Below are 16,994 nucleotides of genomic sequence, written 5' to 3'. Positions count from 1 at the left end.
ATTCTCCAGCCCGGCCCGATACTAAGTACCCTGTTAGACTGAAAGACATGGCTTCTTACATCGAGGACTACGCCCTACTCTCAGACATGAATACCGGTGCGCTTGTTTCGCGTAGCGGTTCCATCGACTGGTTCTGCGCCCCGCGCTTTGACTCTCGGGCCGTTTTTGCGGCTCTGTTGGGCGAACGCGAGCACGGTCGATGGCTTTTAGCTCCCCTCGAATCGGTCAATCCTGCACCGGTAGAAGAGATCCGCACCGAACGTTCCTACCGCCAAAACACCTTCATTCTGCAAACCGTCTGGTTTGTGGGTGATTCCAGTGTGCGGGTTACCGAATTTATGCCGCTCTCCGGCGGGACCACTATCGTCCGTAACGTTGAGGGCTTGACCGGCGAAGTCACCATGTACCACGAGCTAGCCCTACGCTTTGACTACGGTCGCACTATTCCCTGGGTGACCCGTTACGGCGGTGTCGATACCGCAGGTAAGGCCGACCCATCCGCTGACATGCTGGTGGGAATGGCAGGCCCCCATGCGCTGGTCTTCCGGGGTGACTCTCTGCCTGAGGGCGACCCTGAATCTAAAGCCGAAACTTTCACCGTCTCGGCAGGCCAGAGCTACACCTTTACCTTGTCCTACTTTGCCTCCAACCACAACCCGCCTGCGCCGGTGGACTACCTCACCGCCTTGACCTACACCCAGGAGCAGTGGGGCGAATGGTCTGATCTCTACACGCCTGCCACTGTGGACGAAGAGCCCCCGGCCCCCGATGACGCCGGCACCACAGCCCAGGCCACTGTGATTTCGGCGGTCCGCGATGTGGAGCAGGAGCACGAGAAACCCTCATCCCTACTGGATGCCGGTTCTAACACCGCCGCTCCTGAGGTAGACCTAGAAACCTACCAGGAGCTAGCTCAGACTGCGGCCCAGCAGATTGTTGTGCCTACCGCATCGGGCCGCCGTAATGAGGCTAACCAGCGTTACCGCGCAGCTCGCCTGCGTTCCCTGCTGCTGTTGCGCGCCCTGATTTCCCGCGAAACCGGTGCCCTGGTTGCATCGGTGACCACCTCTCTGCCCGAGGTTATTGGTGGCAAACGCAACTATGACTTCCGGTTCACCTGGCTCCGCGACGTTGCCATGGCTATGGATGTTACCCTGGCCCACGGCCACGAACGCGAAACCGCCCAGCTCCGCAACTGGGTTCTGCGCGCGCTGGCTAATAATCCGCGTCAGATTCACGCGGTCTACGGGCTGGCTGGCGAAAAAGACGACATCGAGCGCCGCCTAGCCCTACCCGGTTACGAAGGCTCCCAGCCCGTCCGTTCCGGCAATGGCTCCGGCGACCGTTTTCAGGGTGATGCCCTGGGCCAGGTGCTGGTTACTTTTGCCCACCTGCGCGAGCAGGGGGTGGCCGAGGATCATCTGTCCTGGCCCCTCCAAAAGGCTCTGCTCAAGGCTGCGACCGAGCGCATCGGCCAGCCCGATCGTTCCATGTGGGAAACCTTTGGTGAACCTGCCGTCTATACCCACTCTCAGGCCATGCTCTGGGCGGCTTTCGACGCCGGTGTTTCGGCGGTGCGCGACTTCGGGCTGGACGGGGACGCCGCCGTCTGGGAGCACTGCCGCGATACAGTAGCTGAAGATATCTTGACCAAGGGTTATAACCAAGAGCTAGGGTGCTTTGTTTCTACCTATGGAGGATCAGCAGTAGATAGCTCTCTGCTGCAGCTCCCACAGATTGGCCTCTTAGCCTGGGATGACCCCCGTCTGTTGGCAACGGTAGAGCGAATAGAGCAGACTATCCGTCACCCGTCGGGCATGATTTACCGCTACGATAATTCGGATTCTCATGATGGCTTTGAGGGGCAGAGTAACCCCCATTTCGTTTCCTCGCTGTGGTTGGCTGAACAGTATATTCGTTCGGGCCGCGAAGAGGATGGCCGTGCCCTGCTTGATACGGTTCTGGATAAGGCCAATGATTTGGGCTTGATGAGCCCCGAATACTCTTTTGACGAGCAGCGATTGACCGGTAACTTCCCGCAGGCACTTGCCCATATATCCCTGGTGCGGGCGGTGCAGGCCCTGGGGCTCTAGGGCTTCTGGCCTTAGTTGCGGGGTTTCCTTCTGTCCCTGTGGGCCTAGAGGAACTTGTGGGCGGCCTCCACCAGAATGAGCACCCCGAAAACGAGCAGGACGGCTCCGGCGACTCCGTCAATGACCAGGGCCGCGCGGGGGTGCAGTAGCCACTTCATGGCCAGGGTGGCCAGGGAGATAATGACCGCGAACCAGGCCACGTTAATGCCGCCGTGAATCAAGGCCAGCAGGGATCCCATAAGGACCGGGCTGACGCTGGCAACCATAAAGGGCGGCACGCTAGCAATATAGAAGACCGCGATTTTGGGGTTGAGGATATTGGCGATAAAGCCGGCTAGAAAATCCTTGTGGGCGCTACCTGAGGGGCGGGGGGCCTGGTGTCCGCCGAGTGCGGCCTGACCCAGTTCGCCGGGTGCGGGCTGGGGCAGAGAAGCTAGGGCGGCCTGCTCAGTTTTGAGGGCGGTGACCTGGCTCCAGCGGCGCAGGGCGAGGAGGAAGCTGATTCCCAGATAGATGAGGTAGAGACCACCGGCTACCGTCATCAGGTCGAAGACGGTGGGTGCGGCTGCCATGAGCACGGCTAGGCCGGTTGCGGCGGTGACTCCCCAGATTAGGAGCCCGCTGGTAATACCCATGACGCAGGCGTAGGCGCTTTTCTTGCCCCCGGCCACCAAGGAGCGCAGTACTAGGGCGGTATCGGTGGCGGGAATGACGGTAATCAGGAAAGCGATACCGGCGAAACCAAGGAGTGCCTGTGTGAGAGTCATGGCTCCCACTGTAGGCTAGGTGCGAACAGCGTTCAATACCGTGAAAGCCAATAGTTGTTGTGGGCGTGATTGGTGATGCTGGTTCCGAATGCGGTAGCTATCATGCCCCCTGGGCCTGTGGAGCTTGATGAGACTCTCCACGATCAGTTTGTGTGGCTTCCCCTTGCCGATGCCCTGGAGACATTGATCTACCCCACGCAGAGGTGGGCGGTCGAGACGGCGGCCAAGTTATTGAGCTTGGGTGATGATGGAAAAACTTACGCACGAGAGGGACAGGTTGAGCTAACAGCCTTGGCATAGGCCAGGAGCATAGCAACTACTGTGCCTGGTGTGGTAGCTGCGGGGTAGGTGCCCCGGCAGGAGGGTTGCACCTGCGCCGTGTGAGAGCCGAGCCGGACTTGCTTCTTAGGGGGTTTCGTGCGCCTGCCTGCCCCAGCGGGCGGCTTTAGCCGCGCAGACCATGAGCTGAACCTGGTGGAAAATCATCAGCGGCAGAATGAGGGCACCCACCTGGGCTCCACCAAAAATGACGGCGGCCATGGGTAGGCCCGTGGCTAAGGACTTCTTGGAGCCGCAGAATTGGATAGCGACCCGGTCGCCGTAGCTAAAGCCCAGTTTGCGGGCAAGGACCCCGCTGAGCCAGAGCAGGAACTCCACCAGGAGCAGGGAGAGAACCACCAGAAACAGAATTTGCCAGGGACTAATACGCCTCCAAATGCCCTGCACAATACCGTCCGAAAAGGCCGCGTAGACCACCATGGCGATAGAAAGCCGGTCAATATGCTTGGTCAGTTTGTTGCGGGCAATTTCTCCCACCCACCGGCGCAGAAGCTGGCCCAGGATAAAGGGCAGCAGGAGCTGAATGGCGATGTTCCCAAAGACTGAGCCAGAGATAACCAGCTGATCACTGCGCATCAGAAGCATGACCAGTAGGGGGGTGAGGACTACCCCGGCAAGGTTGGAGGTGCTGGCGCTGACGATGGCACCGGCTACGTTGCCCTTAGCTAGGGAGGTAAAGGCGACCGAGGACTGCACGGTGGAGGGCACCAGGGTCATGAAGAGCAGGCCCAGGTAAAGCTCCCTGCCGATGACCGCCTGTAGGGGGTAGAGGGCAAGACCAATCAGCGGGAAAAGGATAAAAGTGAGGGCCAGGATGGTGCCGTGGAGCTGCCAATGTTTGAGGCCCTGGAGGGCTTCTTGGGGTGAGAGGCGCGCGCCGTAGAGGAAAAAGAGCAAGCCGATAGCTAGCTTGGTGGCTAGGCTGAACCCCTGTGCGAAGTCCCCCCGCGCGGGTGCAAGGATAGCCAGGATAAGAGCTATCAGGATGAGGGTAATGAGCGGGTCGGGCCGCCAGGTTTTGAGCGGACGTTGAGGAGACACGGTGGTGGTGGCTAGGAATCTGACGGTCTGGGGCCGCCATTTTCTGGTTCTGTGGTGGGAGGGGTATCAGCCTGGGCCGGAGGTGCCTTAGGGTGAGCTGGTGCTTGATTCTGCTGGCCTGGCATGCCTGGCCCCTGTGGTGGCTGAGGTGCTTGGCGCAGGTGCGGGGGAATCCAACCGTTATTGAGCATATCTGCGACTCTACGGTCCCGGTATTGGGCGGGCTTGCGGTAGGTTGTTTCTACAGAACCCCAGTGCTGGTTGGCCGGATTTTCGGGGTAAATACCCATGTAGTCAAGGGCCTGGAGGGGGTCAGCCCAGGATTCAGCGGGTTCTGCCGCAGGGATCATGGAGAGGGGGTAGGGCGGGTTGTTCTTGGGCCGCCAGATCAGACGGCCCGGCTCGCTGCGGTCACGCAGGGCGTGGGCGCGCCAGGTCACTGGCGGGTGGGTGGTGGTCAGGTTGTAGGCCCAGGTGAAGAAGCCCCGCTCGTAGACGGCGCGGTTGGCTAGTTCGTGGAAGTTCACATCATTGACCAGGTATTTACCGGCGGCCAGGACGCAGGTGGTGGTTTCCGCCCCCTCCGGTGCGTAGCGGTAGCCAAAGTTATCGGCGGTGTATTCCTGGGTGCGGGAGAGGAGCTTGCCCGCAATAGGGATCTGCATGAAGAAGGAGGTGAAGATCAGGCGGAAGTAGCCGGTGTGGCCGGCGGCAATATGACCGACTTCGTGGCCGATGATAAAGCGCAGGGCCTCGGGGTTGCGTGCGGCCCCACCGATTTCGAAGAGGTCGGAATAGATGGCGATAAAACGGCGGTGCCCGTGCCCGGCGGCGTAGGCGTTGATGACACCGTTACCGAGTACGACATAGGCATCGGGTACTCGACGCAGGCCCGCTGCCTGGGCCGCTTCAACAACCATCTGGTAGGCATCGGGGAACTGGGTGGGGCTGATGCGCACACCTGTCATGCGTAGCTGGGCGTACATGAGGGCACGGGCCAGGAAGATCCCTAGGGGCAGGTAGATAGCCAGGACAACCAGCTGGCTGACCAGGCTCCCTAAGCCACTGAAGGCGGGTTTACTGTCGGTGACAAGAGCGATGAAGGATGAGATCAGGTAGACGGCCCCACCCACATAGGCCAGTAGGGTCAGGGCGTAGGCCATGATGACCAGGGGCAGCTCGGCGGGGTGCCGAATGGCGTTGATAAACTTGAAGGGCAGTAGGGACTGGTAGCCAAAGAGCTTGGGTGCCGGTAGCGGTGAGAAGGGGCGTTGGCGCTTGTCTTCGGGCATCCAGCCCTTGCTGAGGTCGTTAGGTAGCGGGTTCTGTAGCCCTGGCTTGTGCGGGCCACTGGGGTGCCCGGCTGTACCTGTTGCTTGGTTGTGCCGGTTACCGCCATCTGCCGGTGGGGTGTTGGGTCTTCCCTGGTTGTCGGGGCCGCTGGTACCGCCTGGGGTGTTCTCGCTCATCTACTATCCTGCTGGCTAGGGTTTGTTTTCTACCCACCACAGTAGCAAGAAAGCTGGCTATGGTGCCTGTTTCTGCGGCTGCCGTGGAGTGGGCGGGTGCTTAGAGCACGGATTCACTGCGAACAACGGTGTGGAGAATCAGCAGGAAAAGGCTGACGGCGCAAAAGAAGATTTGGAGCAGGAGGATTTTTGCCGGGAGCACCCGGTAGGTGCGGGGCAGGTTGGCTAGGGTCCAGAGCAGGCTGGCGGCGTTGAGGGCCAGTACCGGCAGAATCAGGAAGGTCAGGAAGAAGGCTGCGATAGTTGCCACGCCCTGAACGTGGATGATGGGCGGTAAACCTTTTGCTGAGCGGGTAATCATGGTAGAAACTCCCTTGTTTCAGGCTGTAGGGCAAGCATCCCACATCCCTTGAGGCATTCAAACGTTCGGTGTCCCAGTTCAGTGCTCTATCAGCCAACTGGATCGGGTCTGGCGTTCAGGGATGTTGGCTGATAGAGCGCTGAGCAAGGTGCTGTTTGAATAAACCTTATAGAAGCCTTAAAGGCGCTGTGCCCGCTCCCTGATAGTTCAGGGCGCGGGCACAGCGTGGCATTTGCCGAGAGGCTGGTTAGGCGACCAGTGCGGCGGTTGCCTCCGCGATGGCCTTCTCCTCGTTGGTGGGAACCACCAGAACGGGGATAGCAGAATCAGCGGTCGAAATCAGGCGGGGCTCGTCACTGCGTACCTTGTTGGCCTCAGCATCCAGCTTGATACCCAGGGCACCTAGGCGCTCTACGGCCAGCTGGCGGAACTGGTGGGAGTTCTCGCCGATACCTGCGGTAAAGACCAGGGCCTTCGCGCCGCCCACAGCAACGTGGTAGGCGCCGATGTACTTAGCCAGGCGGTAGGAGGTCATGTCCAGGGCCAGCTGAGCGCGGGCATCGCCAGCTTCCATTGCCTCAACAACAGCGCGCATGTCGTTGTTGCCAGCAATAGCCAGCAGGCCGGATTCCTTGTTGAGCAGGGCATCCATCTTAGCGGGAGTCATCTCGGGGTCGCGCATCATAATTGAGGTCAGAACCGAGGGGTCAATGTCGCCGGAGCGGGTACCCATGACCAGGCCAGCCAGGGGAGTGTAGCCCATAGAGGTATCCAGGCACTTGCCGCCCTGTACGGCGGTAATGGAAGCACCGTTACCCAGGTGGGCAATGACACCGTTGAACTCGGAACGGTCAAGACCCAGGAAGTCAGCGGCAATGCCGGTCACGTAGTCGTGGGAGGTGCCGTGGAAGCCGTAGCGGCGCACACCGTACTTCTCGACCAGTTCTTGGGGCACAGCGTAGCGGTAGACGTGCTCGGGCATGGTGCCGTGGAAGGCGGTGTCAAAGACAGCGACCATGGGGACACCGGGGTAGGTTTCCTGCGCGGCCTTGAGACCCAGAACGTGGGCGGGGTTGTGCAGGGGTGCCAGCGGTGAGAGTTCGTCAATTTGGGCGATAATCTCATCGGTGACTAGGACGGGCTCAGAGAAGACGTCGCCGCCCTGGACGATGCGGTGGCCAATAGCGTCGATGGTCTTGCCGTGCAGGGGCTCCACTAGGGCCTGAGCCATGATGTCCAGGGCCTCGGTGTGGGTGGGAATCTCTGCCCCACCGATATTTTCGATCAGGCCCTTAGCGATGACCTGGTTGTCTTCGCCGCTAGCGGAGGTGTCGCGCACCTGGTACTTGACCGATGATGAGCCACAGTTGATAACGAGAACGAGCATGTATGTTTTCCTTTGGTTTGGCGGGCTTTAGAGGGTCTGTGCCTGAATAGCGGTGATCGCTACGGTATTGATGATGTCTTCAACGGTGCAACCACGGGACAGGTCATTTACGGGCTTACGCAGGCCCTGCAGAATCGGGCCAACGGCGACAGCACCGGAGGTCTGCTGAACAGCCTTGTAGGTGTTGTTGCCGGTGTTCAGGTCCGGGAAGATGAAGACGGTAGCCTGTCCAGCTACCTGGGAGCCGGGCAGTTTGGAGGAGGCAATGGACATATTGGAGGCAGCGTCGAACTGGATGGGGCCTTCAAAAGCGAAGTCGGGGTTGGTTTCACGGAGCTTGTCGGTGGCCTCAACAACGATTTCTACATCCGCCCCGGAGCCGGAGGTGCCGGTGGAGTAGGAGAGCATGGCGACCTTGGGGTCTACACCGAACTGGCGGGCAGTTTCGGCAGAAGCCTTGGCAATGTCGGCTAGCTGGTCGGAGTTGGGGTTGGGGTTGACCGCGCAGTCACCGAAGACCAGCACGCGGTCTTCCATGAGCATGAGGAAGACCGAGGAGACAACCTTGACACCGTCGCGGGTCTTGATGAACTCCAGGGAGGGGCGGATGGTGTTGGCGGTGGTGTTAACCGCGCCGGAGACCATGCCGTCCACGATGCCCTTGTAGACCAGCATGGTGCCGAAGTAGGAGGGGTCCATCATGCGGTTCTGGGCGCCTTCCAGGGTCATACCCTTGTGGGCGCGCAGTTCGGCGTAGGTGGCGGCGAAGTCATCGGTGTAGGGGTTCTCGTCCAGGTCGATGATGGTAACACCGCGCTTGCCCTCTTCTGCCAGAGGCAGGTCGATGGATTCACGCTGGCAGATTTCGGCAATCTTGGCGGGGTTGCCAATCAGAACCAGGTCGCAGAAGTCACGGCGCACGATGATGGAGGCGGCGCGCAGGATACGGGGGTCGTAGCCTTCGGGCAGCACAATAGAGCGGCGGTCGCTGCGGGCCTTCTCGATCAGGTTGTGCAAGAAGCGCAGGGGGGTCATGGTGGCGGGGCGTTCCAGGTTGAGACGCTCAAAGAGTTCTTTTTCGTCTACGTTGCGGAACCATTCACCCAGGGCGGTAGCAATTTTACGGGGCTGGCCTAGGGCTAGCTGGCCGCGAATACGTGAGACGGCCCGGCCTGCCTTGAAGGTATCGAGCTGGGTGGAGAAGACCGGGAAGGGGGCCTTTTCAACCAGCTGGCCGATGGCGGTGTCGCCCTTGAGTTCACCGGCCAGGCCGCCGGTCAGGAGCATACCTGAGGGGGCCGGGAAGGTAGGGGAGAGGGCGGAGGCTAGGGTTGCGACCATGATGTCTGAGCGGTCGCCGGGGACAATAACGAAGTCTCCGTCGGTGAACTGGGAGAGGAAGTTGGAGACGGTCATGGCCGCGATTTTGATGTCGTGGATGTCGCGGTCCAGGAAGTCTTGGCTCATGCCGTCGTGCTCTAGGTTGAGGCTACCGGCAACTTCTGCCACGGTGGGCAGGGCGATTTCGGGTAGTTCGGGGAGCACATAGACGGGGCGCTGGGAGGGGCCGCGCTTGACGTTCTTGAGGATTTCTTCGCGCAGTTCGGGGCGGGCGCGGTTGACCATGACGGCCAGGATGTCGACCTTGGTGGCGTGCAGTTCGGTGCGGGCTACATCGACTGCGTTGACGACGTCGGAGACGCTTGATTCCTGCGCGCCAACCACGGCGATAACCGGGGTGCCGAGGTCCTTGGCGAACTGGGCGTTAAGGTCGAATTCAACGGTTGCGGCGTTGTGGGCGAGCATGTCGGTGCCATCGACGATGATGACGTCGCAGTGCTTTGCCATGTCGGAGTAGATGGAAACGGCGATGGAGGACATTTCCTCGTGATCCCCGGATGCTAATAGTTCGCGGCATCGGTCCAGGGAGACACCGCCACGTGCCTGGTTTTCGGTCAGGTCGTATTTGGTGCGCAGTAGCCGGATGAGCGGGTCTTGCGCTTCGATCTCGCCGCTGAAGACGGGGCGGAAGAAGCCTACACGGTCGGTTTCTTTGACGAGGGAGTCAACGAGGCCGATAGCGATGAGGGACTTTCCGGAGCCCTGGTTCATGGCTGAGATATACATGCCGTTGGTCATATTTGGTCTACATCCTTGTGGCGTTTTTGGGTGGTGCGCGGTCCCTGGCGGGCTGGTGCGCACGGTGGCTGTATGCCACCTATCTTTACTTTCGAGTTTATTCCTTTGGGTGGGGTTTAAGGGCGGCAGGCCATGCGTTTGTGTGGTATCTCATGGGAGCTATTGTTTGCTGACAGTCTGTGACATAAAACCTGGGTGTGGTGGACTCTAAAGTGAGAGCAAAGATTATTACTGAGCCAGGAGGCTTTATGCTTGTTTTCCCCCGCCGATCGGCCCTGGGCCTTATGGCTACGCTGGCTCTGACTGCCTGCGGGACAGGCCAGAAAACCGCACAGAGTAGTAAGGCCGCAAGCGGTAACCAGGCCTCAGAAACCAGCCCAAGTGCTTCACCTGCGGGCGAGCAGTCGGTTGAAACAGGTGTGCGCACTGATTCTGGCTACCATCTGAACACTGTGCTTGAAGGCGCCCCAACTGTTACCCTCTACACCGACCTACAGTGCCCCTACTGTGCCCGCACTGACCCGACCTACCGTGAGGTAGCGCGCCGTCTGGCGGGCACCATGAACCTTACTGTGCGTCACTTCCCCCTGCCCATGCACGCAAACGCTCTTCCGGCTGCTCAGGCGGTACAGGCGGCGGAGAAGCAGGGTGCTTATATGGCCATGAGCGGGAAGATTTTTGAACATCAAACGGAGTGGAAGGGTCTTACAGATATCGCCCAGCTCACCGAGATTTTTACCGGCTATGCCCGGGAACTCAAGCTGAACACTGATCGTTTTATAGCCGACCTACCCGATGCCGGTGGCCTCAAACTTATTCAGGACGAATTCGAGGCAGGTAATGAGGTAGGCGTACACGGTACCCCCAGTTTCGTGATAGACGGGGTTCTGGTAGAGAAGGTTGATTCATCCACCAGCGCTGACCATATGGTAGCTGCCTTCACCGAGCAGGCAGGTCTCTAAAGAACTAGAAGCTACCGGTCTATGGGCTTAGAGTGGAGCTATGAAGATAGCCCTTTGCCAGATGCTCAGCACCCAGGACGTTGAACGTAACATCGCTACGATTCGTGAGTACACGGCACTGGCCGCCGCTCGTGGGGCGCGGCTAGTGGTTTTTCCCGAGGCCGCCATGCGGTGTTTTGGGGGGAGTCTCTACGATTCTGCCGCCCAGCACGAGTTCACTTTCCGGTCTGCTCTGGCTGAGATAGCCCGCGAACATTACCTCACCCTGGTTGCCGGGGGTTTTGCTCCGGTGGAACTATCCGATGAGTGGGATTTGAGGGTCTATAACAACCTTTATGCCTACGACCAGACCGGCACCGAGACTATCTACACTAAGGTTCATCTCTACGATGCCTTCGGGTTTAAGGAATCTGACGGGGTGAAAGCGGGGGAGAGTCTGCGAACTATCACTGTCGATGGCACGGTTATAGGGCTAGCTACCTGCTATGACCTTCGTTTCCCCAAGCTCTTTACGGAGTACGCGCGGGCAGGTGCCCAGGCAACTGTTGTGGCCGCGTCCTGGGCGGGCGGTGAAGGTAAGGTGGCCCAGTGGCAGGTGCTGACCACTGCCCGCGCTCTGGACTCTACCCAGTTTGTGCTGGCTGTTGATCAGGCCTCCCCTGCAAGCGCTGATGCCCGCGCCGATGTTACCCAGCCGCGCGGTGTTGGCTACTCTCGTGCAGTTGACCCTCTGGGCCTTACCCTGGTGGAGGCCGGTGAGGCACCGGAGATTCTGGTGGTTGACCTGGACCTGTCCCGGGTGGCTGACGCCCGGCAGTCTATCCCGGTGCTCACTAACGCTAAGCTGGGCTATTAGAAGGCTTATTCAAGGGTGCTCCTGAGGCTAAATCTCGCTGGGTGCTTTACCCACCAACTGGCTCGGGGCTGGCTCCTAAGGGAAGTTGGTGGGTAAAGCGCTGAGCTGGGGCACATGCCCCTTGAGTAATCCTTAAGATGTAGCGTCAGGAAGGGAAGCTATGGGTTTTTTCGATATTTTTTTAAGCAAGGATCCCGCCGGTCCGATTGAAGTGCAGCTCATGGCCACTGTCTACGGCAAGGTTCAGGGTGTGGGCTTTCGCTGGTGGACTGCGGGTATCGCTAAGCCCCTGGGGCTGGTGGGCTACGCTAAGAACCTGGATGATGGCTCAGTGGAGATTGTCGCCCAGGGGAGCCGGGCCGCGGTGGAGGGCCTCCTTGCTGAACTTCAATCGGGTGATACCGCTGGCCGGGTAGATCACCTGGACGCGGACATCACCCAGCCGGTTGGCAGTTACGATAATTTCGGTATCTATTAGGGGCACACACATGGGTCACTCCCACAGCCATCAACATTCGCATGCCGGAGGGCAGAACCTTAAGCGCCTGCGCCTTGTGGTGCTTATGGCCTGGTCGCTGGTTGCCTTCCAGCTGGTGGGGGCCTGGCTGACTGGCTCCCTGGCTCTGCTTTTTGATACCGTCCACGTTTTTACCGATGCCCTGGGGGTGAGTGTGGCCCTGGTGGCCACCCGCCTGGCTTTGCGCCCTGCCTCGGACCGGCACACCTGGGGTTTTCGCCGGGTGGAGGTTATCTCGGCTATGCTCCAGGCTACGGTCTTGCTGGGTGTTGGCCTGTTTGTTCTCTATGAGGCTATCCAGCGTTTTATGCACCCGGAAGAGATTCCTGGCCGCGAGGTCCTCTTTTTTGGTCTGGTGGGTCTGCTGGGTAATGTCATCATGATTGCGGTGTTGGTGGGCGGGGACCGCTCTAATTTCAACATGCGGGCGGCCTTTCTAGAGGTGCTTAACGATGCCCTGGGGTCGGTGGCGGTGATTATCTCTGCCCTGATTATTTGGCGTACCGGCTTCTATCAGGCCGATGCTCTTGTTGCCCTGCTGATTGGTCTGCTGATTATTCCGCGCACCGTCAAACTTTTCCGTGAGACGGTGAGTGTGCTCTTGGAGAGTACCCCGCCGGGCCTTGACCTGGAGCTGGTACGCAGTCACCTGCTGGGCCAGGAGCACGTTCTGGCGGTGCATGATTTGCACGCCAGTCAGATTTCTTCTGACCTGCCGGTGCTCACCGCCCATGTTGTCTTGGATGATGAGTGCTTTACCTCCGGGCACACGGTGCAGATTTTGAAGAACCTGCAAACCTGTGTTGCCGAGCATTTTGAGGTCTCTATTGAGCACTCCACCTTCCAGCTGGAACCGCAGGGCTTTTCCGCCGACGAAGACCTGCGTCACTTGCACTAGGGGCTAGCGGGCCTATTACCTCTTCACCGGTAGGCGGTGCGCCCGCTAGCTCTGTAAGCTAGTGGGCATGTCACGCGCTATCCAGCTTTCCTTTTCGGGGCTTTCGGCCTCTGTTGCCCGCGACGGGTTTTCAGACACCGGCTACATCCTAGAAATCGGTGGGGCCGAACAGTCCCACGTTGATCTGGGGCGGCCCAGCTATATCTTCTATGAGTACCTGCGCCGTATCGGCAACCTCGCCGACGTGCTAGCCCCAGCCGGTCAGCCCATCACCGCCGCCCACTTAGGGGCCGGTGCCCTGACCCTGGTGCGCTACCTGCAAGCCACCCGACCCGGTTCCCGCCAACTGGCTGTGGACATTGAGCGCGAACTTCCCAGCTTCGTCATGCAAGAGCTGCCCCTACCGGAGGGCACCGACTGTCGGGTGCTGATCGAGGACGCCGCGACCGCCGCACCCCGGCTGGCAGAGGAGCTTGATACCCCCGCTGGGGTGGACCTGGTGGTGCTAGATATTTTTTCTGGTTGGGAGGCCCCTGCCCACCTGACCACCCCTGAGTTTTACACCGACCTGCGCCAGGTGCTCGCCCCGGCGGGTAAGCTGGTGGTCAATGTGGGCGATGACGCCGGGCTGACTTTCTTTAGCGCCCAGGCCCGTACCCTGCTTGAGGTCTTTGAGCACCTCTGGTGCCTGGCTGATACCGCCATGCTGACCGGCAAGCAGGCCGGCAACCTGATTCTGGTGGGGTCTGCTGATGCGCTCGCCCCGGAGACTGCCGCGCGCCTGGTTGGTGTAGGTCCGCACCCGGCCTCCGCCCTGGGTACCGACGAACTGATTGAGTTACTGCAAGGCCCCTTAAGCAGGTAGGTCCACTGCCTTAACGCCCTAGGCGTACACCGGCTTTAGTAAGCAGACTGTGTTTCTAGGAAGACAGGCTGTAAGCTGAGACTATGTTCAACTTCAACGCATCCAGTGCCTTTGATTCCAACGGCCAGCCTAAGCCCGCTGTAACCCGCACCGTCGATACCGTGCTCAAAGCACAGCGCCCCCTGGTCCTTTCCCTGCTCAAAAAAATGCGCCAGAAGCACCCCCAGGAAACCCCCCAGCAAATTGCTAAGCGCCTAGAAAAGGCCTACCTGCGGGATGTCACCGTAGGCGGTGGAGCTGTAGGAGCCACTGCCTTTGTGCCCGGCCTGGGCACCATTACCTCCCTGGGCCTCTCTGCCCTAGCCGTAGGTGGCTACATGGAGCGCACCGCCGTCTACGCCCAGGCTATGGCCGAGTTGCACGGCGTTCACGTTGATGACCCCGAAAAGGCCCGCCTCATGGTTATGGCTATCATGCTAGGCGAAGATGGCTCAGTGCTCATGAATTCGATCCTGGCCCACACAGGTAAGACCGGCGGGGCATCCCGCAAGTGGGGCATGATGATGGGCTCCAAGGACTCCGGCAAGATTTTCAGTATCGAGCGCACAATTCGCAATATGTTCTTCAAACGATTCTTGGCCCGCCAGTCTGGTGCCCTGATGGGCCGGGCCCTGCCCTTTGGTATAGGTGCGGTTGTGGGGGGTGGCGCTAACCTGGCCCTCGGGAAGAACGTTGTCAAGGCTGTGGAAGAGACCTTCGGTTCCTTACCTGCTGTCTTCCCCGATGCACTCAACATGGACCGTGCCCCCAAGTTCGTTGCAGAGCAGGAGTCGGAGCCGGCCGCTGGTAGCTCCAGCGCAGAGGAAGCCGCCCAGCTCGATTCGTAAGAATCTCTCCCTGCACGGGGGCTAGACCCCGCCAGCCCAGGCCCTCTAGGGGGCTAGGGTGGCGGGGTTTTCTCTACCTACTTATTGCGCAAGCCGGCACGAGCTCTTACAAAGGCCCTAGCCGCAAGCCGGGCACCGCGCGCAGAAACCCCGCTAGCCTCTGCTAACTCCCGCTCGGTGCTGGGGCGCACCTGCTCTACCGGTGCTATCTCCTGTGGTGGCTGGGCGGTGGGGTTTTGGCTCCCCATAAGTTCTAAAGTCTCATGGCTGAACTGGGCCGGGGCCTGCCCCAGGGTTTGCTCTACTTGGGCGATCAGCTGTTGGGCAAAGTCTTTGCGGGTGCTCTGGTTAGCTAGCATCGCCCCGCCAGCCTTAATAAGCTGCTCACCTGCCGTCACCAGCAGCAGGGTTTGAGGGTTGCGCAGGCCAATGGCGGCTACCGCACCCAGCACATTGATCTGGCTCGGCCTGCTGCCGGTAGGCTCTGGGACGGTCTCAATATGGGTCAGTAAGTCTTTAACATCGGTGCCCAGCACCGCTTGTGCGGCCTCATCACTATTGGCTACGGGGATGCCATAGATCAGGGCCACCCCGTGCAGGTAGGTTTTGATGGCCTGGGAACTACCCACCTGCCCGGTGGTGCGGATCCCCTGGCGTGCCGCCCGAGTGTAAGTGGCAGTGCCCTCTTTGAGGGCGCCCAGATGAGCGGCGGCCTGGGTCAGCCCGGCCACCCGCTGGTGACGGGTTACCGTTCCGAGCAGGTTGGGTGTCAGCTCCTGGGCACCTGCCTGGGCGCTCCCCACCAGGGTAAAGTCCCGCACAAACATGCTGCCTAGGTGCTGGACAAGCTCCGCCGGGGTCGCCAGCGGGTTCCGGGCGTAGAGCTTGCGCAGGCGACGCACCGCCAGAGGTATCTGCTGGGCTTCAGAGGACTCGGTCATAACTATTACTTTAGTGATAGGGCTTTAGCGGGTAGCGTGCTCCAGTAGCTGAGGCGCTAGGCCAATGTAGGTGCGCGGGGTCAGCTCTGACAGGCGCTTCTCGGCCTCGGGCGAAAGCCCTAACCCGGCAACAAACTCCTTAAGACGGGCCGCATCCACACGCTGACCACGAGTCAGCTCCTTGAGGCGTTCGTAGGGGTCCTCCATGCCCTCAACACCGGCAATAGCTTCAGCACGCATGACCATCTGAATGGCCTCGGCAAGAACCTCCCAGTTCTCATCCAGATCCTGGGCGATGACATCGGTAGCGATATCCAGGCGTTCAAGGCCCTTAACTACGTTAGAAATTGCCAGAACAGAGTGCCCAAAAGCCACACCAATGTTGCGCTGTGAAGATGAGTCGGTCAGGTCGCGTTGCCACCGGGACTGCACCAGGGTCGCACCCAAGGTATTCAAAAGGGCGTTGGAGATTTCCAGGTTGGCTTCGGCGTTCTCAAAACGAATGGGATTGACCTTGTGGGGCATGGTCGATGAACCGGTCGCCCCAGCCACAGGAATTTGGCGGAAGAAACCGATCGAAATGTAGCTCCACACATCGGTGCACAGGTTGTGCAGTACCGAGTTGAAGTGGGCCATGAAGGAGTAGAGCTCGGCCTGCCAGTCGTGGTTTTCAATCTGGGTGGTCAGCGGGTTCCAGTCCAAGCCCAGGCCGGTCACAAAGTCTTCAGAAATCTTCTGCCAGTTAGCGGTCGGAACAGAGACGACGTGAGCGGAGTAGGTGCCGGTTGCGCCGTTGATTTTGCCCAGAAACTCAGCATTTTCAACCTGCTTTATTTGCCGGTTCAGGCGGTAGGCAAAAACAGCCAGTTCCTTACCCAGGGTGGAGGGGGTGGCAGGCTGGCCGTGGGTACGCGAGAGCATGGGCACCTCACGGGCCTCTTCTGCCAGCTTCATAATCTCTTGCACCAGGCCTCGGGCGGCAGGCAACCAAATGTTAGTGACCGCGTCCTTGATGCCCAGGGCGTAGGAGAGGTTATTGATGTCTTCTGAGGTACACCCAAAATGTACCAGGGGCTTAAGGTGGCCCAGGCCCAAGGGTTCTAAGCGGCGAGCGATAAAGTACTCAACGGCCTTAACGTCGTGAACAGTGACGGCCTCAATTTCGGCCAATTCAGTGGCGGATTCTTCGGTGAATTCGGTGACGATAGCGCGCAGACCGGTGCGCTGATCATCGGTGAGGGGCTCCAGACCGGGCAGAACCTGCTTGTCACAGAGGTAGATGAACCATTCAATTTCTACGTGCACACGGTCACGGTTGAGGGCGGCCTCCGAGAGGTAGTCAACAAGCGGTTCGGTAGCGGCTTTGTAGCGGCCATCCAGAGCGCCGAGGGCTAGATCGGCGCCGGTAAGTGAGTGGCGGCCAGAGGGCAGAGTTGTGCAGTTTTCGCGATGAGACATATTTCTAGTTTCTC

15 protein-coding genes are annotated in these 16,994 nt (G+C 59.8%); 7 read left to right on the top strand and 8 right to left on the bottom strand.

All coding sequences use genetic code 11. The annotated features are described in order from the left end of the window. Positions 1–47 precede the first annotated feature (47 nt). Positions 48–2,093 (top strand): glycoside hydrolase family 15 protein, encoded by a 2,046-nt coding sequence (locus tag ACN085_RS06830; RefSeq protein WP_419111013.1) that lies wholly within the window; start codon positions 48–50, stop codon positions 2,091–2,093. Between the two features lie 44 nt (positions 2,094–2,137). On the opposite strand, the gene ACN085_RS06825 is transcribed toward ACN085_RS06830, so the two are convergent. From ACN085_RS06825 to pta, 6 genes are all read right to left on the bottom strand, one after another. Further along, positions 2,138–2,860, bottom strand: a complete 723-nt coding sequence (locus ACN085_RS06825; protein WP_419111012.1) for a LysE family translocator — start codon at positions 2,858–2,860, stop codon at positions 2,138–2,140. Between the two features lie 405 nt (positions 2,861–3,265). Further along, the gene (locus tag ACN085_RS06820) at positions 3,266–4,240 is read right to left on the bottom strand and encodes a bile acid:sodium symporter family protein (protein WP_419111011.1); all 975 of its coding nucleotides are present in this window, start codon (positions 4,238–4,240) and stop codon (positions 3,266–3,268) included. Positions 4,241–4,251: 11 nt separating this feature from the next. Beyond that, positions 4,252–5,709, bottom strand: coding sequence for a M48 family metalloprotease (locus ACN085_RS06815; protein WP_419111010.1), 1,458 nt, complete (start codon positions 5,707–5,709; stop codon positions 4,252–4,254). Between the two features lie 100 nt (positions 5,710–5,809). After that, complete coding sequence (locus ACN085_RS06810) at positions 5,810–6,070, bottom strand: hypothetical protein (protein WP_419111009.1); 261 nt, start codon at positions 6,068–6,070, stop codon at positions 5,810–5,812. Between the two features lie 247 nt (positions 6,071–6,317). Then, entirely contained in the window at positions 6,318–7,457 is a 1,140-nt protein-coding gene (locus ACN085_RS06805; RefSeq protein ID WP_419098915.1) for an acetate/propionate family kinase, read from the bottom strand. 27 nt (positions 7,458–7,484) lie between these two features. Then, positions 7,485–9,596: a phosphate acetyltransferase gene (gene pta / locus ACN085_RS06800; RefSeq protein ID WP_419111008.1), complete on the bottom strand. Its 2,112-nt coding sequence runs from the start codon at positions 9,594–9,596 to the stop codon at positions 7,485–7,487. A 248-nt stretch (positions 9,597–9,844) separates the two neighbouring features. Here pta and ACN085_RS06795 point away from each other — a divergent pair, with 248 nt between their 5' ends. The 6 genes from ACN085_RS06795 (at position 9,845) to ACN085_RS06770 (ending at position 14,581) form a co-directional block, all read left to right on the top strand. Continuing rightward, complete coding sequence (locus ACN085_RS06795) at positions 9,845–10,558, top strand: DsbA family protein (RefSeq protein WP_419111007.1); 714 nt, start codon at positions 9,845–9,847, stop codon at positions 10,556–10,558. A gap of 40 nt (positions 10,559–10,598) precedes the next feature. Continuing rightward, positions 10,599–11,414 carry a nitrilase-related carbon-nitrogen hydrolase gene (locus ACN085_RS06790; protein WP_419111006.1) on the top strand — a complete coding sequence of 272 codons (816 nt, stop codon included), beginning with the start codon at positions 10,599–10,601 and terminating at the stop codon, positions 11,412–11,414. Positions 11,415–11,574: 160 nt separating this feature from the next. After that, a complete protein-coding gene (locus tag ACN085_RS06785) occupies positions 11,575–11,892 on the top strand; it encodes an acylphosphatase (RefSeq protein WP_419111005.1) in 318 nt (105 codons plus the stop codon). A 10-nt stretch (positions 11,893–11,902) separates the two neighbouring features. Then, on the top strand, positions 11,903–12,829 hold the full coding sequence (locus ACN085_RS06780) for a cation diffusion facilitator family transporter (RefSeq protein ID WP_419111004.1): 927 nt from the start codon (positions 11,903–11,905) through the stop codon (positions 12,827–12,829). Positions 12,830–12,896: 67 nt separating this feature from the next. Then, positions 12,897–13,694 carry a spermidine synthase gene (locus tag ACN085_RS06775; protein WP_419111003.1) on the top strand — a complete coding sequence of 266 codons (798 nt, stop codon included), beginning with the start codon at positions 12,897–12,899 and terminating at the stop codon, positions 13,692–13,694. Between the two features lie 83 nt (positions 13,695–13,777). Beyond that, a complete protein-coding gene (locus tag ACN085_RS06770; RefSeq protein WP_419098924.1) occupies positions 13,778–14,581 on the top strand; it encodes a di- and tripeptidase in 804 nt (267 codons plus the stop codon). Positions 14,582–14,658: 77 nt separating this feature from the next. On the opposite strand, the gene ACN085_RS06765 is transcribed toward ACN085_RS06770, so the two are convergent. Together ACN085_RS06765 and purB are read right to left on the bottom strand one after the other, a co-directional pair. After that, positions 14,659–15,522: a hypothetical protein gene (locus tag ACN085_RS06765; RefSeq protein WP_419111002.1), complete on the bottom strand. Its 864-nt coding sequence runs from the start codon at positions 15,520–15,522 to the stop codon at positions 14,659–14,661. Between the two features lie 24 nt (positions 15,523–15,546). Next, positions 15,547–16,980 (bottom strand): adenylosuccinate lyase, encoded by a 1,434-nt coding sequence (gene purB / locus ACN085_RS06760; RefSeq protein WP_419111001.1) that lies wholly within the window; start codon positions 16,978–16,980, stop codon positions 15,547–15,549. Positions 16,981–16,994 lie beyond the last annotated feature (14 nt).

Source organism: Rothia sp. P4278 (assembly GCF_048512945.1).
In the GTDB taxonomy this organism is placed as follows: domain Bacteria; phylum Actinomycetota; class Actinomycetes; order Actinomycetales; family Micrococcaceae; genus Rothia.
Note: the sequence above shows the minus strand (reverse complement) of the source record. Positions and strands in the feature narration are given on the sequence as shown.